Source organism: Rhodohalobacter barkolensis, assembly GCF_002834295.1.
Lineage (GTDB): Bacteria > Bacteroidota > Rhodothermia > Balneolales > Balneolaceae > Rhodohalobacter > Rhodohalobacter barkolensis.
The window spans coordinates 483,410-507,444 of the sequence record NZ_PISP01000003.1 but is presented as its reverse complement, the minus strand read 5'-3'; the positions used below and the strand labels follow the sequence as shown (position 1 = coordinate 507,444).

Sequence of the window (24,035 nt, the reverse complement as noted above, 5' to 3'; positions counted from 1 at the left end):
TGCCCCATCCAACACACCCCTCGGTTTGAAAACCTGCGTTCCGCAGTTTTCAAATCCTTTTCCCCTCTCGAGAGGGGATTCACTCAAATAGACAACTTTCGAAATGCCGACGGACTCTTTCCAAACTGTTTTTTGAAGGCGCGGGAGAAGTAAGCCTGGTCGCTGAACCCAACTTCGTAACAGATCTCAGCAATCGTTTTATCGGTTTGATTCAAAAGTTCGGCCGAGCGCTGCAGACGCACAGACCGGATAAAGTGTCCGGCAGGCTGATCTACAAGAGCATTCAGTTTACGGTTGAGCTGAGAGCTGCTCATGTTCAGTGATCCGGCAAAATCTTCAACCTTAAACTCTTCATTACATAGATTTTTATTGATCACATCAATTGCTTTGGCAAGGAAATTCTGGTCAGGTGACGTTTTTGCAATTACCGACGGCTTGAAGTAAGTGGCACTACTGAACTGCTGTTTTAAGTTTTTTCTCTGCTGAATGAGAGATCTCACTCTTGTCTGAAGCTCCTTTACATGAAACGGCTTCGTCAGGTAGGCGTCAATCCCCAGTTCCAGGCCCTCAATTTTGGGGTTCAGGCCGGCTTTGGCTGTGAGCATAATAATTGGGATATGGCTTGTTTTTTCGTCGCTCCGGATTTTCTGACTAAACGCATAGCCGTCCATTTCCGGCATCATTAGATCGGTAATAATCAAATCCGGGATGGTGCCCTGCGACACGGCAATTCCCTCCAGGCCATTAGCGGCTTCCAAAATCTTGTATTCGCCTTGCAGCTGTTCAGCGATAAAAGAGCGAACATCGCCATTATCTTCCACAATAAGGACGATTTCATCATGGTCCGAAAGCAGTACTTTAAAATCCGGAAGTGGTTTTGAGGCGGTCTCATCCTCAGCCAATACCTGCTCATCAACATCAGACTCATGAACCATTCGTCCGGTGTCTTCTTCAAACGGAAGGCGGACGATAAATTCGGTTCCAACACCCTCATCGCTCTCCACATCAATCGTACCGTTATGCAGCATCACCATTTCGTGTGCAATGGAGAGACCAATCCCGGTTCCTTCATATTTACGGGTGTTTGAGGAGTCAGCCTGGTAAAAGCGGTCAAAAATATAAGGGAGTCGATCTTGGGATATACCGATCCCGGTGTCCTTCACCCGTATTTCAACAAAATCAGACTCACGAATATCGACGGACACATCGATATGACCGCCGGGTTCAGTGAATTTGATGGCGTTCGAGAAGAGATTGAAAAATACCTTCTCCATCTTATCCGTATCAATCATCACCGAAATAGCGGATCTTGACGATGAGAAATTGAGGTGAATATTTTTTGTTTCTGCAAGAGATTCAAATGAGAAGAAATGGTTCTTTAAAAATGACACCAGGTCTTGTTTTATCAATACCAATTCCATTTTTCCTGCTTCCAGCTTTGATAAATCCAGAAGCTGGTTAATCAGGGAAAGAAGCTGCCCGGCACTGTTGTTTGCCGAAATCAATTTCTTTTTTCTGTTTCGGTCATGTTCAGAATCAAGCAGTGTTTCAATTTGACCGATAATCAGGGTCAGCGGCGTTCTGAATTCATGAGAGATATTGGCAAAGAAATGAGATTTTAGCTGATCGAGCTTCCGGAGAGAGTCTGTTTCAACCCTTTCAAGCTGCAGCTGATTTTTCAGATTGAACCGGTTCAGCTCGTATCGCCGCAGTGAATAGATTGCTGAAAGAAACAGGAAACCATACAATCCATACGCCCACCAAGTATGCCACCATGGTGGAAGAACGGTAAATGTATACTCAAACGGCTCACTCCAGATTCCACTCTCACCGATGGCCCGGATTTGGAGGGTGTGGGCACCAAACGGCAGGTTACGGTAATCGGCCATCGGCTCGGCGGTGGGTTGGCTCCAATTTGTATGTAAGCCCTCCATTCTATAACTATATCGGATTTTATGCGGTGCTGCCCAGTCTATGGCTGCAAAATAAAAGGTGATGTGATTTTTATCATAGGGTAACTCTAAACCGAGAGGATAGTTCTCAAATTTTTGCACACCATCAAATTTGATTTGATCCCTTTGGCTTTCGGGGCTATCTAAGATATTGCGATAGTCTATATACTGCTCGTTAATTTCTAATTGAGATAAACGGGGCCTGGGTATTTCATTAGAAAGCTTAAGCGTATTCAAATCCAGCATGACCAACCCTTTGTCTGTGCCCCACCAGGCACGGTTTTTACTGTCAATGGTGGCGCCTGATGTGAATCTCAAGCCTTTCAATCCATTTTGTTTATCAAAGTTTTGAATACTAAACGCAAATTCCTCATCAGCGGAAGTTTCATCTTCTTTTAAAGAAATTTTTGAAAGCCCATTTTCTGTTCCTACATAGACGATAACTTCATTTAAAGGAGCGCTTTTATCCTCTATGATAGAGAAGACGGTATTATTGGATAAGCCTTCGTTTTCGGTGAAATGGATAAAGCTTTCTCCATTAAAAATGCTCACTCCTCCACCCCAGGTCCCCAGCCAAATGTTTCCTTTTCTATCCTCTGTGATGGCCCTGACAATATTATTGGATAAGCCCCGGGCTTTAGTGTAATAGGTAAAGCTTTTACCATTAAATAGGCTTACCCCGCCGCCTTCTGTCCCCAGCCAGATATTTCCGTTTCGATCCTCCAGAATGGACCAGACGACGCTATTGGATACACCTTCTTTATAGATGTAATGGGTAAAGTTTTCTCCATTAAAAACGCTTATTCTTCCCCGAGACCCCATCCAGATGTTTCCGTTTTTGTCCTCCAACATAGCCCTGACGAAACCATTGGATACACCTTCGTTTTCGCTGTAATGGGTAAAGCTTTCTCCATCAAATACGCTCACTCCTCCGCCTTCGGTGCCCAGCCAGATATTTCCGTTTCGATCCTCCAGAATGGAAACGACAGTATGATAGGATAACCCATCGGTTTCGGTGTAATGAGTGGAACTTTCTTCATTGAATACACTCACCCCATCGCCTTCGGTGCCCACCCATATATTTCCGTTTCGATCCTCTAAAATAGCCCTGACGACCTTGCTGGATACACCCTCATTCTCGGTGTAATGGGAAAAGTTTTTGCCATTAAATACATTCACCCCACCGCCTTCCGTCCCCAACCAGATATTTCCGCTCTGATCCTCTGTGATGGACCAAACGGTATTATTGGATAATCCTTCGTTTTCGCCATAATGGGTAAAGCTTTCTCCATCAAATACGTTCACCCCGGCACCCCGGGTTCCCAGCCAGATATTTCCGTTTTGATCCTCCAGGATGGACCAGATGAACCTACTGGACAGCCCATCTTTTTCGCTAAAATGTGTAAAGCTTTCGCCATCAAACAGACTAACCCCACCACCATCCGTGCCCAGCCAGATATTTCCACTTTGATCCTCCAAGATGGACACGACATTACTATTGGATAAGCCTTCGTTTTCGCTGTAATGGGTAAAGCTTTTTCCATCAAATAGGTTTATCCCACCGTAAAAAGTCCCAAACCAGATATTCCCGCTCTGATCTTCAGCGATGGACATGATATCACCATAGGATAATCCTTCTTTTTCAGAGTAATGGGTAAAGTTTTCTCCATCAAATACGCTAACACCTCTTCGAGTCCCCAGCCAGATATTTCCGCTATTGTCCTCCAGGATGGCTCTGACTAAATTACTGGGTAATCCTTCGTTTTCGGTGTAATGGATAAAACTTTCCCCGTCAAATACGCTCACCCCACCGCCTTCCGTGCCCAGCCAGATATTTCCATTTTTGTCCTCCAGGATGGCCCTGATGAAATTATTGGATAAGCCTTCATTTTCAGTGTAGTGGGTTAAGCTTTCACCATTAAATATACTTACACCGCCCCGAGACCCAATCCAAATATTTCCGCTTTTGTCTTCTAAAACAGCCCTTACGAAGGATGAAGCCATACCATGCTCCATATTTAAATATTGCAGATTGGCAATGGCGGCATCTTTAGTAGATGGGGGCAGGGCTCGGGTAGGTTTAGAATGAATAGCTTTTACCACTATACCCCTCGCTGGAATAGGTGTGCCTGTGGGTATCGTGTCACCCATGCTATTCACCAATACAAAATCGGGATTGCCTTCGCCCACTCTTATGGTTTTGAGCTGGCTTTTATCAATGGGTATGATGGTACGTTCTTTGGGTATTTGATGTCGGTTTGATGGGGTATTTATTGTAGTTAATGCTGCGGGGTCAACGGTAAAAGATTGGGGTTTGGCCACGCTGTCGGGGTGGATGATTTTTGGTGTGGCAGGAATGGATACACCTGCATTTAATTCAAACGTTTTAGGTTGAGAATAAAGGGGTGGTGGGAGTGAAGCGTTCCGATCTCCGGACGTTTCGGTACAGGCAGCCAATAAAAACAGTGGCAGGAGTACCATCAGGATCCCAAAACACCTGGCAGGTGACGATAGAGTTGTTTGTTTAAACATGCAATTAAATGGCAAGAGCCGGGGCCTTCATCCTAGTTGGTTCTTAAATGGATTCGACCCTCCTTGCATTTTGTTATATAAAAAATCCCGGTACGCCAATCGAATGCTTCCGGTAAAAAGAACTGCACTGGATGTATCCCATCCGAACCAATGAATTACATATTACTGAATCATTTGCAATTATATCTATAAAATAATGAGGTTAGATATAGTGTGAGTGTTGTTACCGATCCGAGTCATTGCAAACATCGAAATGAAATGTCGCTCGATAACCGGTACTCTTGCTAATTAACATTTTTTGATCCAAAATGAACAACGCATTTAAGCATCATTGGCAGATTTAACCAGTTTTAAAGATGCCGAATTCACGCAATAACGCAGGCCGGTAGGTTTAGGACCGTCCGGGAAAACGTGGCCGAGGTGGGCATCACATACATTGCAAAGAATTTCGATCCGATGCATTCCGTGTGATCGATCTTCTTTGTAGCTCACCGCATTTTCTTTCACAGGTTCCGTAAAACTGGGCCATCCGGAGCTGGATTCAAATTTCTCGGTGGAATCAAAAAGTTCTGTTCCACAACAAACGCAGGCGTAGAGTCCCGGTTCATGTGCTTCGCAGTATTCTCCTGAAAACGGTTGTTCCGTGCCGTGTTGCCGGGTAACCCTGTACTCTTGTTCAGTGAGTTCTTCTCTCCATTCTTTATTCGTTTTTTCCACTCTGCGGGGTGGTTCAGGATTACCTTCACGTGCGTAATCTTTAACTTTTTGCCAATCCATAGATCTCCATTTTTTGCAATGTAACAGCTGTGCTAAGTAAAGCGTTTCTTAAACCAAGTGATCGTTTTTTATACATATAAAAATGAGATTAATTACGATAAAAGCTGAAATTTATTTCGATAGTATAATTTTGAAACAAGTGGAGCCGTATTCAGATTCGATATTAATCTGACCCCCATGCGCCTTCACAATATCATTGGTAATGCTCAATCCCAGCCCGGTACCCTGTGTCCCTTTCTTTGTCGTAAAAAACGGTTGCAGGATTTTATCCTTCATTTCGTCGGGGATGCCCGGACCGTTGTCTTCGATTCCGATGGTTACCCTACCGCCATCAGACTTAGTTCGAACGGTTAGTTTTGGGGAATAGGGCTCGAGACCTGACAGGTTTTCAAAACCTATCAGGTCTTTGGACACCTTCTCCTTCATCGCATCAAACGCGTTATTCACCAGGTTCAAAATCACCCGCGAAAAGTCTTCGGCCACCAGCGGTATCTCGCCAACACTCTCATCAAGCTGCAGGTCGATATCTACATTGATGGGTTCTTTCGCTGCACGCATGCCGTGGAAGGCTAAGTTTACATACTCTTTGATGAGCGGATTCAGCGGTGTCGGCTCCATTTTACCATCGCCGCCGCGCGAGTGCTGTAGCATGGATTTCACGATGGAGTCTGCCCGTGAGCCGTGTTTATGGATGGTTTTGAGGTTGGCCTCGATATCGTCGAGGATTTCGAGCAGGAGGGAGGGATTGGCGCTCGATCCAGCTTCCCCTCTTGAGAGGGGATTGAGGGGTGTGTTAGCTGAACTTGGATCTACATCGGAATCCTGAGGTTGATCACTGTTCCCTGCCTTTTCAGACACACCCCCGACCCCTCTCAAGAGGGGAGTATTCCTCACCTCCTCCCGTGCCTCCTCCACCAATTCCACACTCAGCTCCGAAAAGTTATTCACGAAATTCAGTGGATTCTTAATCTCATGGGCAATGCCGGCTGTGAGTTGTCCGAGGGAGGCGAGCTTCTCTTGCTGTACCAATTGCGACTGTGTGGCTTTGAGTTCGGCTAAAGCATCTTCAATGCCTGCCTTGGCTTTTTCCAATTTCACAAAATCTTCGTACCGGGCGTAGGCGATGGAGAAAGCTTTGGCGAGGGAAGCTGCGAGGTCAATTTCCTCCTCACTGAGTGGACCGGTGGATCCAACATAGAGCATTCCCTGGTTAAAGGGGATAAAGTGCAGGTGCAGGGATTCTGGTGCTTCTTCGGCGCCCTGGTATGTTTCGAGGTCCGGAATTTGTCCTTGCTCCATCATAGACCCGCCCCAGTCCAAGAATTCTTCCTGGGTCCAGTGTTGTGTGTAGACGCTGCCATTTCGCCAGGCGTCCACCGTTTGATTGACGAGATCACTGGAGCCGAACGAAAGGTGCATGACTGCCAGGGAGGTGCCGTCGGGTTTGGATAGATAGACTTCTATCTCTTCTTCCTCTTCATGGATGATAAAGACCCCGCAGCGGATGAAGGGTATATCAAGAGTTTTAAGCTCATTCCAGATTAATGGGGTGATGATCTCAAGATCCTCAGCGGATCGCATACTTGCTATTTCACCACGCACCCGGTCTAAGGAGGCCTGCTTGGTGGCCTCAATGGCTTGCGCCTCCGCCTTTTTCAGATCCAGAAAACGGGTGTAGGTTTGGTCAAATACCCTGGTAAATCTTTTGAAAATATTATGAGCATCAGGAACCGGCTCGTAGGTAATGAACAGGAGAAACCCATGGTTGAATTTGCACAGGTGGTTAATCTGGTAGGAGGGAAGGGAAAGGCCCTGCTCCTCAAGTTTTTTGAATGTTGGTTTTAGATCCGGAAAGGTCTTCATGTATTTATAGTGCTCCTTCAATGCCTCACCACCGAGTTCCTGTACCATAAAGGCCTCATTTCTACGAAGAAAATCCCCCATTTCATCAAAGGAAGCTTCTCCGTATAAGCGCAGGGTAAATGGATCCTGAAGAGTACCTTCACTGCTCATCCAGGCGGCAGCTGATCTCTTATCTTCGGCAAGGATGTTAAAGCCGCTGCTCCATGCAGGAATACCGAGGGCTTGCACCTCCAGAAACAGCATGTTGGCTACTTCCGGCAGCTCATCGCTGGACTGCATGCCCATAGTGCGTGATCTGACCTTCTCCAGGGCGGCTTCGATTTTGGCCTCCCTTGCCTGCGCTTCCGCTTTTTGGAGGTCAAGAAAGCGAATAAACGATTGCTCAAACACCTTTGCAAAACGAATCAGGTTTTTCTTTTCTTCTTCCGAAGGCAAATCTCCCTGAATAGAGGGGATCATTATGGCCGAGTTTTCGGCCCAGGCCCATGCAAGGCCATGGCTTTTACTCTCTAAAATGATCTTTTTGTACTCATCGGGTAGCTGCCGGTAATCGGAATGCTCAAAGGCATGACTGAAGAATGCGTTTTTTACATCATAGGAAAATACTTTCGCAAAATAGTCGTCTCCCCGGCTTTTGGATTCCCATGCTTCATCGAAAAGTTCATCTTCAAAATACGGTAACAGGTAGGGTACGGAAGGATGAGCCGGGTCATCGGTTGCAGTCCAGTGTATCACATCCCTGGAGTCTTGGAAATAGGTGCAGATCACGGCCCCGCCAGTATCAAGAATCACGCCGGTGTTCTTTAATTCTTCAGCAACCACCCGCACTACGTCCTGCAGTTCATCGGGTTTGTGCATCGCGAGTGAACGGGATCGCACCCGTTCCAATGCCGCTTCGATCTCCGCTTCGCGAGCCTGTTCTTCTGCTTTCTTGAGATCCAGAAAACGAGTGTAGGCCTGTCCAAAAACCTTTGCAAATCGTATGAAAATCTCGTGTTCTTCATCTGTGAATTCATCCAGGCTGTATCGGCCAAAATTTAAGGAGGCTTCATTTAGGATTACTGTAAATCGTGTCCATCCGGAAGCATTGAGAACCAGTTCTTTTCTTTTTTTGGGTATTCTTTTGAGGTCAGAATATTTGAACAGCAGCTTGAAATAGGAGTTTTTTTCCGCCTTTGAATAGCGATCACTGAAATAATCCAGACCTTCGTTCAGTGCGTTGTAAAAATTTAAGGTGATGGTATGGTCGATATAGGGAAGATGAAATTTTTCGAGGTAATCTTGCCCCTCAACATCCAACCAGATATTTACATCTGTTTTCGGGTCATGTGTATAGTCAGTATAAATTTGAGAGTAGTGGAGCTGTATACCCAGTTCATGAATTCCCTTTCCGATTTCCCTAACAACCTCGATCAGTTCATCACTTTTGTGCATTCCCATCGATCGAGATCTAACCCGTTCCAATGCCGCTTCGATTTTGGCTTCACGCGCCTGTTCCTCCGATTTTTGAAGGTCAAGAAAACGGGTATATGTCTGCTGGAACACTTTGGCAAAGCGTTTAAAGATATCATGGGCTTCAGGGACCGGTTCAAAGGTGATGAAGAGGATATATCCATACCTGAAGAAAGCGGCATGATCGATCTGGTACGCCGGAAAGGGAATACCCGCATCTTTCATTTGAAGAAGCTGCTCACCCACGCCCGGCAGGCTGCATAAAAAGTCGTAGTGAGCGGGGCACTCATCCTCTCCAATCTCATTGATCAGGAGTGTTTCTCCCCGTTGACCGGCTTCATAATAGTCCAGAAAGACTCCTTCTCTTGGCGTTCTGTACCTGGGAAATGTTCCATGGCCGTTACTGCCCCATTCAATCGATCCTTCCGGATGATCATCATAGATGTTAAATGCACAGAACCAGGTATCGATGCCCAGTGCATGAACCTGCTTAACCAGTTCCAGGGAAAGGTCGGCCAGCTCATCACTTTGATGCATGGCCATGCTTCTGGCTCTCACCCGCTCCAGCGCCAGCTGAATCTCTGATTCCCGCGCCTGGGCTTCCGCTTTCTTGAGGTCGAGGAAGCGGGTGTAGGTCTGATCAAAGACCCGGGCAAATCGTTTGAGGATCTCCTGATTCGAATACGGTTCGAGCGTAATAATCAACAGGTAGCCGTGTGAAAAATAGGCCGCATTCCACTGCTGCCATTCCGGAAAGGTGAGACCCTCATCCAGGATTTTCTGGAAAAACGGCCTGACCTCAGGAAGGGTCATCATATAATTGTAGTGGTTTTTGAGGTCTTCTCCGCTCCCTTCCAATGCCAGAAATTCCTTATTGCTTTTCCAGCCCTCAACCATCTGTTTATGGGCAGGATCTTCGGTATTGGGAATTGAAACAGCCGGGAAGACGCCATTTTCGTTTGCGAACCAGAACTCGTCATTTTCCGCATCCTCTTCACACAACCCGAATCCGGTCCCCCAGAGATTGCCACCCAATGTTCTAACCTGATCAAACAGTACAGCAGCAACATCGGCAAATTCATCAGATGTTTGCATGGCCATGGTGCGGGCTCTGACTCTTTCCAGTGCCAGCTCTATCTGAGCTTCGCGATGCTGACGCTCGGCGGCTTTCAAATCTTCAAACCTTTTGTATGCCAGGTCAAATACGCCCGCGAATCGTACCAGGGTATCGACTGCATCTTTTGGAGGATCGGGCACGACACCCGGCAGGCTGTATCCGATCTCTCCGTGGGTGGTTCGCGCCATGATGAATGTGAGTCCGCCGATGTGCCGAATATCGTCGAGGGTAGGCGCCTGTGGATCCACCTGCTCAAAATCACCGAGGGAGATCATTTTGTCCACGTAATCCACGGCCGTGTCCACGTCCATAGCTAAGACATATGTAGGTTCCTTACTCTTTTCCCACTCGGCTAAGGGTTGAATATCCCCGTGAATATGGCGGGGGAGGGTCATCACCATGCCGATGCGCTTACCGTCGCCGGATGTCATCGCCTTATCATATTTTTCAGGCAGCCATCGCATGTGCCAGAAATAATGGGCCTCATATCCGAGGTTTACAAATTCCGATCGCATAGTGACTACAATATCGAGCAGGTCGGATGATTCTTGCATGGCGGTAACCTGTGCGCGGATTCGCTCCAGGGAAAGTTCGATCCGCGCTTCACGCGCCTGGGCCTCGGCTTTTTCAATATCCCGGAATCTGCGGTAGGCCAGTGAAAAGACGTTGTGAAAACGCTTGAAAATTTCCAGTCCGTCTTCATTCAGCGGTCGGTATAAGGTGATCCCCAGTCCGCCGGGACCAATCGAGAAAAAATATCCATTGAGAGATTTGGTGTCATCAAGCAGGGGATCGGGAAACTGGTTTTCCTTTTTGCGATAAGACCGAAAAGTTGCCAGCTCCTCTCCGATTAAATTTGTGGTGAAAAAAGCATCCGGTGATTCCAGCATGTGGTCAATCATCGCCTGCACAGTCGGATTTTTGTGACAATCTGTTATTTCAAAGGACTCTTTATCGTAAGGCGTGAAATACTGATAGTTGTGGTAGGTGCCTTTTCCCTCGTTGACAATCACCGTCTGCACATTCCGGATGTGCTCCACGCCGAATTGCTGAAGCTGGTCTGAAATGACGCGGCAAACCTTCAGCATATCGTCCGGTTTGGTCATCCCCATGGCCACCGACCGCACCCTTTCGATGGAGGCTTCAATTTCCAATTCCCTGTTTTTGCCGTGCAGATCGGCTGTTTGCTGATCAACAAGCTTCTGAAGCTTCTCCTTTTCCCGTTTCCACTCCTCCATGTGCCAGTGGTCATTCTCCGTATCCACAGGGGTGGAGGTGTGCCAGTGGGTGAGTTTCCAACGATTTTCAACGTATTCCATCACGCAGCTGGCCCGCATGAAGATCGTATTTGTCTCTTCGGGGGAAGAGAGAGTAAGAGTAATCTCTTCTACGATAAACCCATGGTTGCCATCAGGTGATATTCGTGTGGCAATCCTCTCGCGGTCAAGCGCGGGCTTCATATTTCCCATCTGCTCAAACTGAGATTTGAACAGTGCGTCGACCTCTTCAATCGAAAAGATTTTTTCATCTTTTGTGGTACCAAAAACCACCGGATTGATGTCGATGATATCCGACAAATCCTCGTATGGTACGATACAGAAGCCCACATTTATGATTCGTTCGTAGGATTCCTCCAGGCTTTTTTTCTTTTTAGAATCCATCTTGTCCATGTTTTTCTACGTAAATCGTGAATGTGGAGCCTTTACCGGGTAAATTTTTAACGTCCATCGTTCCGCCGTGGGCTATAATAATATTGTTGGTAATACTCAATCCAAGACCTGACCCTGCCGTCCCTATCTGCGTAGGAAAAAAGGCTGCATGATTTTGTTTTTAATCGGATCCAAACTTTATCTGGAATTACTTAACATCTGATCGATTTCTGCTTTCAGTGAACCGAAATCGATCGGTTTCGTGAAAAACTCTTTTGCGCCCGAATTAATCGCCTTTTTGTAGTTTTCATCATCCCCATAGGCCGAAATCATACTTACTTGAATTTTTGGGAATTGAGACTTCACCTTGGCAAGCATTTCCAGTCCCGACATTCCGGGCATGTTGATATCCGAAAAAATGTACATCACATCCGGCGGTTGCGTGTTCTTAAGTCGGTCGAGTGCGTCCTGACCCGAAAAGGCAAATTCCATTTCAATGAGTCCACTCCGGATCTCTTTTCTGAACTTTTGGCGAAACAGCATTTCAACATCTCTTTCATCGTCTACAACTAAGAATTTCATGATAAACCATTTTTATTGTTAACCGGAAGTGTGATGATAAACTCTGTGTATTGCCCGTCATCCGAATCAATTTCTAAGCTTCCTTTATGCATTTTTATAATATCATAGGTCATGGAGAGACCCAGCCCTGTTCCAACCCCGGAGGGTTTTGTGGTAAAAAACGGCTGGAATATTTTGTCGCGGATCTCATCAGGTATTCCTGATCCGTTATCCCTGATTTTAATTTCAGCCCTGCCATTCTGTAGTTGAGTAGAAACCTGAATGACCGGATCCCGCTCGCCCTCCATTTTCGAATGATCGAAGGCGGCATACATGGCATTGTTAATAATGTTTAAAAATGCCCGGCTGATGTCTTGAGGGATTACATCGAGCTGAGGAAGATTAGAATCATATGACGTTTTTATATCGACATTAAAGGATGAATCGCTGGCCCGCATGCCGTGGTATGCCAACTTCAGATACTCATCCAAAAGAGTATTCAAATTGGTAGGAACAGGTTTTCCACTTTTCCCGCGACTGAGCAACAGCATCGACTTAACGATTCCATCAGCCCGTTTTCCATGTTCGTGTATTTTGCGGAGGTTAGCTTCGATATCGTCGAGGATTTCGAGGACGAGGTCGCTTTTGGGGCTTGATCCAGCTTCCCCTCTGGAGAGGGGATTTAGGCCTGCCTGCTCTGAAGATTCGGAAGGCAGGGGTGTGTTATTAGAGTTTCGATCAAGTTCTGAATCTTTTCCATTTACTGGATTTGTATCATCCCCCTGTTCGCTTCGCTCACTCCCCCCTTCAAAGGGGGACTCTGTTTCACTTTTCACTTTTCCCCTCTCACTTAAAACTTCCTCACGAGCCTCATCAATCAGTTCAAGGATGACTTCAGAAAAGTTATTTACGAAATTAAGAGGGTTCTTTATTTCGTGGGCAATACCGGCAGTTAGCTGGCCAATGGAGGCGAGACGTTCTTTTTGAACGAGTTGATCTTTTACAATTTTCAGCTCAGAAAGGGTTTGGTTGAGCCGCTTTTTCAACTGATCGGTTTCCAGCTCCAAATTCAGGTTGTTTTCGAGCATTTCAGAAGATGAAATGGTTTCAAAAGCCCCGAGGTGATCGGGCATTGAGGTGTGATCGTGAAGTAACAGCCATTGATCTTCCTGATCTTTTTCTTGCGGAACATGAGTCCATAGTGCGGATTGCCGGAGTGTTAAAAGGGTTATCTCCTGATCTTCCAAGGTAAAGTGAACAATGAACTCCTGCTCCACGAGTGCAAGATCACCCAAATCGGAAAAGTTACGCCACTTAACTTCAATTCGTCTGTCGTCCGGAAGTAATGCAATAGACTGAGTATAATAGTGTATCACACGGTCTATACCTTTTTCGAACTCATTAATCGCAGACCCAAATACCGTTGCTTCAGGATGTATCAGCTTCTTCAGGGCATGTTCATCTTTATTGAGCATGGCATCCAAAAGTTTATCCTGATTGGAGAGAATTTTTTCTTTTTTATTCACCATAATCCCTGATTTAATATTGAATAGTCTGAGTGCTGCCGATCTTTAAATTGTCCAACGAAATGTATATTAACTTGAGCTCGACATAAGAATCTTGAATTTGATTCTCCCCTCCTGAGTAAGGAGGGGTTGGGGGAGGTAGCCTTGATGAATACAGGCTTCAAACTTGATCCGATTTTGGTTTCAACCACCCCTAAATCCCCTCCTTGAAAAGGAGGGGAATTTTTCAATGCCTTTACATTCATTTTATATCGAACTCATGTTATGCTATCATTTTAATTCCCGGTTGTTTTTTACATGTGAGTGCCATTCAGTTTGGTGATAGCTTTTGTTAAGTGAATAGAGTGTTTTGAATGATTCATCCACTGCTCCAGCTCAGGATTTTGGTTGTGAATCATAATCAGAGACGACCCAATGGCGGCAGCCGAAAGCTCATTCAGCTTTTCATATATAGTTATTAGGTCTGATGAACCGGGACCATGCAATAAAAGATCAATATCTCCACTTTTTATAAGTCTGAGCGCGACTTCTTTTTCAGTTGTAATCAGAACCTCAACATCGGGTTCAAGCTTTGTTTTTAGTTCGTTTGAAATTTCCATCAGAAGTTTATGAGAATGACAGTAGATCAATATAGTCTTCATCTTATGGATAGAGTTTTCTGCGCATTCGTCAGAATCCTGGCGTGCAATAAGATCTGCTTCCAGTCTCACATAGTCGGAAGGCATTTCCTGTCCTTCTAAATCTCGAGAATTTGAATACGATAATTTTTCACTTCCCATAAGCTTATACCAATTTTTACATGGGTTATTATCTGATATTTATTGTTTTATCATGTTAGTTGAGCAATCCGGTGTTAGATGTTGAATTGGGCAGTCTTATTATAAATGCTGCACCTCCAAGCTCGGAATCTCCAAGCTCAAGCTTTCCGTTGTGAATTTGAGTGATGAAGTCGTAACTGAGACTTAAGCCTAATCCGGTTCCTTCTCCGGTAGGTTTTGTTGTAAAAAAGGGTTCAAATATTTTCTCTTTAATGTGTTCAGGAATGCCGGGTCCGTTATCCGATACTTTTATAACGGTATGACCATTTTTCTGGAAACTGGATATTTTTATTTCGGGCCTGAAATCTGAATCACTGTTCTTTTTATGCTCCCAGGTAGAGTCAATTGCATTTTCTACAATATTTTGAAGTACCTGCCCCACTTTTTGAGGAATGATATTCACTTCTGTAATCGTTGAATCGAGCTCTGTATGAATTAGGATGTCCAGATTGTTGATCAGGGATTTCTTCCCTTGATAAGCCAGATCTGCGAACTCTTTTATCAGCTGATTTAATTGAACAGACTCAAAATCGCCCTGACCACCTCTGGAGTGCTGCATCATCGATCGAACAATTGCATCGGCTCGTTTACCGTGCTCGTCAATTTTTTGTGTGTTGAAGGAGAGATTTTTAAGGATGTAAGCAATCTCCTCCTGATCAGAGTTATCAATGGCTATCTTTAGTTCATCAACTAACTCTTTCGATACTTCAGAAAAGTTATTGATGAAGTTCAGCGGATTTTTGATTTCATGTGCGATCCCTGTGGATAGCCTTCCGAGAGAAGCCATTTTTTCGGCTTGAATAAGGCGTTTTTGAGTGGCTTTTAATTCGTGGTAGGCAATTTCCAGCTCCTTGGCTTTTTCCAATTCTGCAGCTTTCAATTCATTTTCGGCTTGTAGTACTTTGCTTTGAGCTTCGGCTGTTTCTGCTTTTAGTTGTGCTTCTCGCAGATGTGAAGCATCCCGTTCCTTCTTGAGGAGTCTTGCACGCTGGAATCGATCTACAACAAAAACCCCGGCGCTGAATAGAATGAAGTAGATCAAAAATGCCCACCAGGTCAGATACAGTGGTGGAGATACCGGGAATTCGAAAGTGAGAGCTTCAGTAGACGGGACTTCATGTTCATTGTAGGCTATAACTTCAAAGCGATAGGTTTTAGGCAGAAAAATAGCCGAAAGGTTGGTGTAATTTATCCGGGTATCTGTTTTAAGCGGTGTCCACTCGCTGCTAAATCCCACTAGTCGTGTTTGATAACGTACCTGCCGTTCATTTCCAAAGCTGAGGGCAGCATATTCAAACGTAAATTCGTTACGCTCTCCATCAATCTCTTGCGTGGCAAATTGGGTGAGTTTGAGAGTTGGAGGAGTACTGTTGATCTTGTCTAAAGGTGGATTATAGAGAGTAATTCCCTTTGCAGTTCCATAATAAAGAATTCCGTCAGGATCGAACTGGACTGATCCATAAAACCAGACTTCATTATCTACAAGCCCATCCACCTTTGAAACTGTTTTTAAAACAGAGCCCGTTTCAGGATCAATCTCTGCTAAACCGTTATTGGTTCCTACCCAAACCATTCCGGTTACGGGAGAAACCGCGAAGCTTGTGGCGTTGTTTGCCGGCAGTCCGTCAGATGTTGAAATAAAATACCCGGTTGAAATTGTACCGCCTTCCAAAACGGATAATCCGGATGGAGTTCCAACCCACATCATTCCATCGAGCCAAAGCATTTTTTCAATTTGATTGGAGGGGGCACCCAGATCAACAGACCACCAGGGTTCGAAAAGAATGTCAGGTTGCTCAGATGATTCATTTAAAGATAATCCTTCATATGTAATGGGTTTAGTAGAGCGATGAATTCCCCGGTCTCTTGTGCCAACCCATAGATATCCTTCATCATCAAATGCTACGGCATGGAATATTGCCGCGGGCAGATTGTTTTTTTCTGCCAGTGTAAAGAATTTGTCATTTATCACCGCATAGACTTCTTGATAGGCCGGAAACCAAAGACTCTCAAGGGTTCTTTGTGATTCTGAATTTTCAAGTATGAGTAACTTTTCAGCGGCCAGTACACTCGATGCCGGATAAGTAGAAAGTTTTGCAGAGGTGTCAAAAAGGGTTATATCAGTGCTGTATGATGCCTCCGAAAGGGGTTCAGAGTCTGAAAAGGATATGCTGTTTAATCCCCGCGAAGTTCCTATCCATAATCTACCGGAGAGATCATATGCGAGTCCGTTCACCCAATTTCCGGTCAGACCATCATCCTGCTGTATACTTTCTGACTCAAAATCTGAATTGATGCAGGTAACTCCTCCCTGCGCTGTTCCGCCCCAAAACGTACAAGGGTTATTGTGATGATAGGATGGAAGTACTGAGTTAACAGAGGGAGATGGGAGCACAGGCTTTTCACCGGCAATGGAAGTTGAAGTGAGATTTCTAAACGCTTTGTAGTTATATCGCAATTTTGATACACCCCCAGATTGGGCAATCCAAATATTATTTTCACGATCTTCGAATACACTGTAGATAACCTCAGTAAGAAGACCGTTTTCTCGTGAATAAGTTGTAAGTAGATCATTGGTGTCAGAGTCAATCTTTTGCAATCCTGTTCCCTCTCTGGAAACCCATAAAATACCATCGGAACCCATTGTGATATGCTGAATATTGCTGGTTGCGCTTGAATTTAAAAATATGAAGTTGGGTTCACTGTTTGTTTCATCAAGTTTCCAAATACTCCCGGCCTGCTCTACACCCCAAAGTGTACCGTACGGACTCTCATACAGGATGTTTACATCTATCTGGGAACCGGTAGTGTAGGTTGCTGAAACTATCCCATTTTCATATTTCAGAAGATCACCTCCCAGCAGAGCTACCCATACGGAGTTATCTTTTCTGGCCACAAGTGATCTTACAGCGACATTTACAGTAGAACCATCATAAGTTGTGGATAATGTATCTGACTCCAATTCTGAATCGGAGGAGAATCGGTAACGAACCACTCCAAGGTTTTCCGTGCCTACCCATATAATGCCATCATTATCAATATCCAGATTATTGTGATTTACGGCTACGTTGATAAGTTCAGTGTCTCCAAATCGGTTGACAAATCGAACTTTTTCGCCGATACCGTACTTATCAAGTGGCTCTTCTGATACCACAATGCCGGCGTTAGAGCTGATCCAAAGCCTGCCGGTAGAATCTTCTTTGAGATCCCAGATATATAGATCAGAAAGTCCATCATCCAATCCGTAAACTTCCATTTTCACACCATCGTATCTAACAATTCCTGAAGAGTAAATGGAAAACCACATATAACCAAGCTTATCCTGGTATACGCTGGTAACCTCGGCAGAGGGAAGTGGGTTAACTTCGTTTTCAGGTGTGTAGTGAGTGAAGGGGAGAACCTGACCTTCCGATGCACCCGGTAATAATGCTATAAGAGCAACTAATGATAATATAGTTCGTTTCATAAATGAGTCACACATCGACTTAGGTGCAATCGATTTTAGTTACCTACCCCACCGGTTCCGGATCTGTTAAAAGCTGAAAGCAGGCTTATTGTATCTTCTGTGGTGGTTAACGAAGATTCCGTAGGTACCGGCAACGTCTCTATCGTGCTGTTCAAATTGAAGAGTTCAACTGACGCAGCAGGAAACAATTCGGCCGCAACAGATTCACCATAACCAAGTAGTGCGAGATCAAAGTCTGGATTGCCCGATCCTCTGCCGCTTACAACATTCAATTCAGCTGTTAGCAGTTCAATCAATAACCGGTTGGAAAGGGATTTATCCGAAAGGTTAAGAATATCAAAAGCAGCCTGAAATTTTTTCGAGCCGAACTGGAAGGGTTCCGGTAAGAAAAGGTTTTCGATTTCAATCAGGTATCCTAGTAATTCTTCAGATGAGATTTCCATGGCTGGAATATCCCGGCCGGTATTTCCCCTACCAGGAGTTCGTACTGAATTTCTGGCAAGAAGCATCTGCTTTCGCCAGAATATTGAACTTTCCGTATTCAGTGTAATGGTTCCCTCTTCAAATTGTTGAATCATTTTTTCAACCTCAGGAGTAAATCCAAAATCTATTCCTGATATGTTCTCACTATTAATGGTTACGTTTAGAAGAACTGGAGTGGTTGGTGAATAATTGGTGAATAACCCTTCATTAAAATCATCGGGATTTTCAGTCATGTCTTTTACTTCAATTGTGTACTCAGTTTCAGCTTCACCGGTATAAACATTGAAAGAGTACTCACCGGTTGAGGATGTGGACTTTCGAATTGTATTTCCATGTGAGTCGGTTATGGAAACAGTCACATTTTGAGCACCGGACTCCAGAGCGTTTTTAACCTGATCTTCGTTTCCATCAATAAAAACAGATCCCGAAATGGTATAGAATCCTTCACAGAATTCAGTGTCTGGATTGTCGCATGTCAGAAAGCCACCATTTTGGCTGTTATCGCCGGTATGCGCAAAAATAAGATAGGGGGAGTTTTCCGAGTATGTATAGCTGGAATTTTCTCGTCTTACTTTTTCTACGATAGCGTTCACTTTTTCGATGCTGAAATTAGGTTGACCGTCGGTCAACATACTGGAAGGCATATCACCTGAAGCAAGTACCCGGTCTAGGTCAAATTTGGGTTCTTCGATCAGCGACCAGATGGAGACCTGGATCTCTTTGTAAGTAATTGTTGGGTCTTCTTCTATCAATCTGTTTTTTATAGACAAAAGGTAATTAAGAGGTCTCCAGGTTTCACTCCCATAGGTAGAGTAATTATCGATTCCCCGGTGAACATCACCATTGGATGTAATAGGTTTATTCCATTCCAAACACCAACCTTCGGTTAAACCCTCTTTAACAATCGTATTGTCTGATACATCGCTCACATCAAACGCAAAAAAACTATTCATGCCCATTGCAGTACCCCGGTGAACAGTGAACGTTGTATTAGATGCACCCTGAACGGCTTCTAACTCGAGATAAGGTGCAATCGATTCTTCAAAACTGTTATTAACCGGACTCTCACATGCAGCTGTATAAAAGATTAGGACTACAAAAAAAGCCGGTATTGTTAAAATTTTGTGTACTCTCATATTATTACCCAAGTAGTTTGATTTTTTAGATTTTCTCTCAATTAATACCCCTTTTTTTGACAGAAAGAAATAATACCAGCGGGCATATTATAAATTCGATAGGCTAACCTTTTATATCCATGTCGCAAACTGTTGGCTTAATGTCCAATTACAGGAAAAACCGGCCATTAGCCGCAATCTCTGTTTTTAAAAAGGGATGAAACATCAGGAGAGATTATGTCATCTCTTTTTCTTGCGATTGTGCAAATTCTGTAGGGGTTTGGGAATAGTGCTCTTTAAAAACACGTGAAAAGTGTGCTACATTTTTAAAACCTGTTGAGTAAGCAATTTCACTGACGGTTCCTGCATTTTGAGCCAGAAGCTGTGCACCCAATTCCAGTCGGATTCGGCGTATGAGCGCGCTGGGCGTTTCCCCGGTGAGTTTTGTAAGGCGCCTGTGAAGGTTCGAACGGCTTTGATTAACTTTCTCCGAGAGCTCCTCAACGGTAAAGTTCTCATCAGAAAGTTCTTCCTGAATAACAGTTTTTACGGTAGTTAGAAATTGCTGGTCGGTTGATTGTGCCGATACCGTATCGTGATGAATTTTGGTTCCGTTTACAGGCCGTCCATTTTTAATTTGTTGAGCCAATCGCTTTTGCTGGTCAAAAATATTCTTCAGCCTGGCAAGCACTTCCCGGATACTAAATGGTTTGGTGATATAGTCGTTGGCTCCAATATTCAGCCCGGATAATTTATCTTCAGCCTCCGCTCGCGCGGTTAAAAGGATTACGGGCAGGAAATCCATTTCCGGTTCAGACCGGATATAAGAAAGCAGTGAAAATCCATCACCATCCGACATCATCACGTCAGAGATCACCAGATCGGGCAGATGCTGATTCAGCAGCGCGATGGCTTCGTTTCCGGAGGATGCTTCAATAATGTTATATAATTCTTCCAGGTGTCGTTTTAAATAGGCGCGGATATCTGAATGATCATCTACAATCAATATTGTTTTTAGCATATTGTGGCTGTCATTCAGGTCATCCAGGTCATTATTTACAACCTGTTCAGCGCTATCCAATACAGCCTGTTCTTCAAGAATATCTGAAGAGATGTTGCTTGATGTTCTGAATGTAATACCGTTTGTATTTGCTGTAGCTAATGGCATTGATAGAGTGAATACACTGCCAACCCCCACTTCACTTTCAACTCGAATTTGCCCTCCATGAAGCTCTATAAGTTCTTTTGCCAGGGATAACCCAATACCGCTGCCGGGTTGCATTTCTGATTTCTGTATTTGATAAAATCTGTCAAACAGATGAGGGATATACTGAGGTTCTATTCCTGAACCTGTATCTGAAACGCTGATCCGCGCCTGATCGGCTTGGGAGATAATCTGCAGAGTAATGGTGCCATTTTCGGACGTAAATTTGAATGCATTCGACAGAAGATTCGCCACAATTTTGTCGAAATGGCCGGGGTCAAATTCTACATAAATGGGTTTTTCGGGAAGAATAACCCGGAAGTCGATCTGTTTCTGAATGGCCGCTGCTTCGAAAGGTTCAGAGAGAGTTTTAAGATATCGGCAGAGATTTCCGGTTTGCAGGGTTAAATCAAACTTTTTGTCCTCGAGACGGGCTAAATCCATGAGCTGTCCAACCAATCTCAACAATCGGCGTGCATTGCGCAAGCTCAGCTCAATTTGCTGCTTGGCAACGGGTGGCAGACCTCCATATTTGCCAATTTTCAAATCGGTAAGCGGGCCTATGGTTAAAGTGAGGGGAGTTCTGAATTCGTGGCTGATGTTAGCAAAAAAACGATTTTTCTCATTTGCCAGAATTTTCAACTGCTCAGCCTGCTGTTCAGTTTTAATCTTTTCTGATCTTAAATCTTCTGTTCGCCTTTCAACCAGTTTACCGAGAATGGCTTCTCTTTTAATCAATTGCCGCAGTCTCAGTCGGTAACCGTAGGCGATGAGCAGACCGAATGTCAAAATAATGAGGATCGGAAACCAAGCTGTTTCGTAAAAATAGGGCGAGATGACAACGGCGTGTGAAGCTGCAACAGAACGGCTCTGATTTTCTCCGAGATCAACCTGCACTAAAAACTGATATTCTCCTGCCGGCACATTGGTATAGATCGCCTCTCTTCGGCTGTCAACGTTTATCCAGTTTTGATCAAACCCCTCAAGCATGTATTGAAAGCGTAATCGTTCCGGTGCTGAAAAAAATGGAGCGCTGTATTTTATTGTAAAGCTCCGCTGATCATTTTTCAAAGAGGTAACACCGGATGTGATCAACCCGGTCTTGTTATCACTGATAATCTCCTCGATAATCACATCAGGTACCGGGTAATTTAAGTCGATTTGATCGGGATCGATCATGACAATCCCTTCCTGGGTTGTAAAATAGAGTCTGCCATCTTCCGATTTAAAGCCGGTGTTTTGAAAACCGCCATTTGCTTCACGGTTGAGCATTCCATCACGGTCGTTATAAGAAACGGATTGAACTTCTGATCGTTTTCCATCAGCAAAATCGTGCAGCTGCTTTAACGGAACCCAAAAAATACCCCGGTTTGTACTGATCCACATCCGGCCGCGATCATCGGGAATCATGTTATGCAGGCCATCATCAAATAGTCCATCCGCTTTGCGTATGACCTTGATTTCTCCGGTTTCCAGGTTTAGCCGGTTTAGACCACGATCTTCAGATACTATCCAGATATATCCCAGGCTGTCGGCAACCAGCGCTCTGATATTATTGCTGGACAAGCCCTGATCAACGGAAAATGCTTCGAACAGATCATCTTTGTATCGGAGAACGCCATTCCCGTTTGTCGCCATCCAAATAGTGCCATCATCAGTTTCAATCAAATAGCGTACAAGATGATACACATTTCTATGAAAGGCAGGAATGGGTTTAATTTCACCATTTTCCAGCCTGAATAATCCCTCGTTGGTGCCAAACCACATTCTATTATTACTATCTTCCAGAACGGTGAATACATTCTTGCCCAGAAGCTCATCCACTCGTTCAAAATCAAGGCAGGCACCGGCTTCCGTACGGTTTTCCGGTTTACAATAGTGATATCCATTCCAGATAGTTCCATCGGATGATTCAAAAAAAGTAGCTGTGGTACCCTCATTTTTACGGTTTACGACATCAAAAATTTGTCCACTTATGTCTATTTGCGTGAGATCAGAAAAGAACCCGCCAGCCCATAAGGTGTTGTAGGAATCAGAAAAAACACCGTAGAAAATGTTGTTTGTATGCTCAAATGTAATGTTTTGGAATATCGATTTTCGATAGCGAAATAACCCATCTCTCATCGTCGATACCCAAAGGTTATCTTCCCGATCACAGTAGATGGTCTTTCCGTTGGCTCCGGTCCGGAATTCAAGCTCTCCATTTTTATAAACTCGATTTTCAACGATCGTCCAAACCGAAGAGTCAGGACATTTTGTGAATGAGTGCCCCAAAAATTCAGGCAGTGAGCCGTAACTTTGATAATCAATAAAATCTACGGGGGTCAGAGTGTTGTCCTCAATTTCCAGCAAACCATTGAGACTCATCACAAAAAGCTGCCCCTCATTAACTTCCTTAATGCTTAGGTAGTAAGGATGAAGTTGATCCCAGTCTTTCTTGAAATCATCCGGTGTAGAGATGGTTTGATAGCCATTACTGTCAATTCTCGCGATCTCATTTCTTGTTACCCAAACTGAGCCTTCCTGATTCTCAAATATATGACTTGCTCCAGATATTCCGGGTGTTTTAATTGACTCTACGATTTCTCGTTCGGTTCCAATTGTCCAAAGATATCCGTCGCTGTCGTGAATCAGAATGTGATTATCTCGGCTTAAATGCAGTGCCGTAATTGATTTATTCTTAAAAATTTCGGGCTTGAAGGAGGAAATCTCATTTTTACGGTACAGAAAAAGTCCGTTTTTTGTCGCGATCCACGTTTGCAGGCCATCCTGTTGAATAAATATTCTGTTGTTAACCGATCCTGAGGTCAGATCAGATGATAGACGCTCATCAAAAGAGGTGAATTCCCCGTTTTCATAAAGAATTAGATGCCCCTGCTCAGAATTGATCCAGAATGAGTTTCCTGCACCGGGTTGAATGGCGATGATACGATTGGATGGAAGAGCCGGTGTATTCCCCGAATTGAACTCTTTGAACGTCACTCCATCAAAGCGTAAAAGCCCGGTAAACGTGGCGAGCCAGATAAAACCATCCGGAGTTTGATAAACCTGGTTTACATGATTGATGGGCAGACCGTTTTTGGTCGTCCACTGTTCTGAGATGTATTCAGGTGATTGACTGCCTATGAGATGAACTGAGCCGGTTTCATCATGATCAATCTGACCGTAGAGAGTCCCGCTTAGGAAAGAAAGTATGAGCGCTAATGATGAAATTCTTTTAAACATACGTTGCAATACCCCGGACTTAACCCTGGAAATCAAGATATGGCTGATTGTAATGAATCAGCTGCTTAAACAATCTCAACTTTAGGTTGATAATTAAACAAATAAGGTTAGCTCGTCGCAGGATACAACTTCATCTCTCTTGAAAAGTAGAAGCCACTAAATGTGTGGGAATACTTAATTAATAGCTTAATGTAGTTTTATGGGGGGTTAAAACCAAAAAGGAGCAAAAAATAATGAACCCTGAACTACGACTATTTAGAAAGCCTGAATCCGGGTGATTCACGAATTCAGGCTT

General features: G+C 44.3%; 9 protein-coding genes and 1 pseudogene. All 10 read right to left on the bottom strand.

The genetic code is table 11. The features are described 5' to 3' along the window. Positions 1-83 precede the first annotated feature (83 nt). The 10 genes and pseudogenes from CWD77_RS12080 to CWD77_RS12030 all read right to left on the bottom strand — a co-directional run bounded on the left by CWD77_RS12080 (position 84) and on the right by CWD77_RS12030 (position 23,740). A complete protein-coding gene (locus CWD77_RS12080; RefSeq protein ID WP_101073818.1) occupies positions 84-4,484 on the bottom strand; it encodes a hybrid sensor histidine kinase/response regulator transcription factor in 4,401 nt (1,466 codons plus the stop codon). A 321-nt stretch (positions 4,485-4,805) separates the two neighbouring features. After that, a complete protein-coding gene (gene msrB, locus CWD77_RS12075) occupies positions 4,806-5,261 on the bottom strand; it encodes a peptide-methionine (R)-S-oxide reductase MsrB (RefSeq protein ID WP_101073817.1) in 456 nt (151 codons plus the stop codon). 111 nt (positions 5,262-5,372) lie between these two features. Then, positions 5,373-11,354: an ATP-binding protein gene (locus tag CWD77_RS12070; RefSeq protein ID WP_165779147.1), complete on the bottom strand. Its 5,982-nt coding sequence runs from the start codon at positions 11,352-11,354 to the stop codon at positions 5,373-5,375. Beyond that, positions 11,344-11,496: pseudogene (locus CWD77_RS15820) on the bottom strand (ATP-binding protein); the annotation flags it as partial. The pseudogene CWD77_RS15820 and the gene CWD77_RS12070, both read right to left, overlap by 11 nt. A gap of 44 nt (positions 11,497-11,540) precedes the next feature. After that, entirely contained in the window at positions 11,541-11,924 is a 384-nt protein-coding gene (locus tag CWD77_RS12060) for a response regulator (RefSeq protein ID WP_101073814.1), read from the bottom strand. Continuing rightward, entirely contained in the window at positions 11,921-13,432 is a 1,512-nt protein-coding gene (locus CWD77_RS12055; protein ID WP_101073813.1) for an ATP-binding protein, read from the bottom strand. The genes CWD77_RS12060 and CWD77_RS12055 overlap by 4 nt, the downstream gene beginning before the upstream one ends. 290 nt (positions 13,433-13,722) lie before the next feature. Then, a complete protein-coding gene (locus CWD77_RS12045; protein WP_101073811.1) occupies positions 13,723-14,208 on the bottom strand; it encodes a hypothetical protein in 486 nt (161 codons plus the stop codon). A 55-nt stretch (positions 14,209-14,263) separates the two neighbouring features. Next, entirely contained in the window at positions 14,264-17,713 is a 3,450-nt protein-coding gene (locus tag CWD77_RS12040) for a sensor histidine kinase (RefSeq protein WP_165779146.1), read from the bottom strand. A gap of 35 nt (positions 17,714-17,748) precedes the next feature. Next, the gene (locus CWD77_RS12035; RefSeq protein ID WP_101073809.1) at positions 17,749-19,332 is read right to left on the bottom strand and encodes a hypothetical protein; all 1,584 of its coding nucleotides are present in this window, start codon (positions 19,330-19,332) and stop codon (positions 17,749-17,751) included. Positions 19,333-19,546: 214 nt separating this feature from the next. Then, the gene (locus CWD77_RS12030; RefSeq protein ID WP_101073808.1) at positions 19,547-23,740 is read right to left on the bottom strand and encodes a hybrid sensor histidine kinase/response regulator transcription factor; all 4,194 of its coding nucleotides are present in this window, start codon (positions 23,738-23,740) and stop codon (positions 19,547-19,549) included. Between the last annotated feature and the right edge of the window lie 295 nt (positions 23,741-24,035).

Coding starts and splice junctions, on each gene's coding strand:
- CWD77_RS12035 (WP_101073809.1), bottom strand. CDS start 19,332: ATGAGAGTACACAAAATTTTAACAATACCGGCTTTTTTTGTAGTCCTA.
- CWD77_RS12045 (WP_101073811.1), bottom strand. CDS start 14,208: ATGGGAAGTGAAAAATTATCGTATTCAAATTCTCGAGATTTAGAAGGA.
- CWD77_RS12080 (WP_101073818.1), bottom strand. CDS start 4,484: ATGTTTAAACAAACAACTCTATCGTCACCTGCCAGGTGTTTTGGGATC.
- CWD77_RS12060 (WP_101073814.1), bottom strand. CDS start 11,924: ATGAAATTCTTAGTTGTAGACGATGAAAGAGATGTTGAAATGCTGTTT.
- CWD77_RS12070 (WP_165779147.1), bottom strand. CDS start 11,354: ATGGATTCTAAAAAGAAAAAAAGCCTGGAGGAATCCTACGAACGAATC.
- CWD77_RS12055 (WP_101073813.1), bottom strand. CDS start 13,432: ATGGTGAATAAAAAAGAAAAAATTCTCTCCAATCAGGATAAACTTTTG.
- CWD77_RS12040 (WP_165779146.1), bottom strand. CDS start 17,713: ATGAAACGAACTATATTATCATTAGTTGCTCTTATAGCATTATTACCG.
- CWD77_RS12030 (WP_101073808.1), bottom strand. CDS start 23,740: ATGTTTAAAAGAATTTCATCATTAGCGCTCATACTTTCTTTCCTAAGC.
- msrB (WP_101073817.1), bottom strand. CDS start 5,261: ATGGATTGGCAAAAAGTTAAAGATTACGCACGTGAAGGTAATCCTGAA.